We start from the raw sequence: 570 nt of genomic DNA on the forward strand, positions 1-570 counted from the left end.
CTTGCCGGTTACACGCTGCATGCGGCGGGCGCCATCGGAATCCAGTGTCACATTCACTTCCGGCTGACCGTTTTGCTGATCAAAACCCATCTTGGCATCGATCACCTGATCACCGGTGGCGATGCTGGATTTATTCAACGCGACGATACGGCCCTCTTGTCCCTTGAACGGGAAGAATTCCAGGCCGGGAGGCGCCATGCCGGAACGCAGGCGGGCAGAAGACACACTGTTGTCTACCAGGCGGAATTCCAGGGTCGCGGTGCGGCCCAGAATCCGGCGGGCAGTGGCCGCATCCTGAATCCCCGGCAGCTGCACCACGATGCGGTCTGCACCCTGGCGCTGCACGACGGCTTCCGCCACACCCAGTTCATTGACCCGCTTGTTCAGCGCGGTACGGTTCTGGTCCACGGCGTAATCCTGCATTTCCTTCAGGGCCGTTTCGTTCAGCGTCATGACAATTTTCGGGCTATCACCGGCCGGCTGCATGGCCAGCTTGTCCAGCGCCTGACGCAGCGGAGCACGGGCGGCGTCCGCAGCCACCTGGTCGGCAAAGGTGGCGGTCAGGGTAGT

Annotated in this window: 1 protein-coding gene; it reads right to left on the bottom strand. The window is 62.3% G+C overall.

What is annotated here, in order from left to right; all coding sequences use genetic code 11:
* Positions 1–570, bottom strand: a 570-nt coding sequence (gene secD, locus A3754_RS27515; protein WP_369817591.1) for a preprotein translocase subunit SecD, incomplete at both ends; no start/stop codon positions are given.

This window comes from Alcanivorax sp. HI0083 (genome assembly GCF_001635175.1).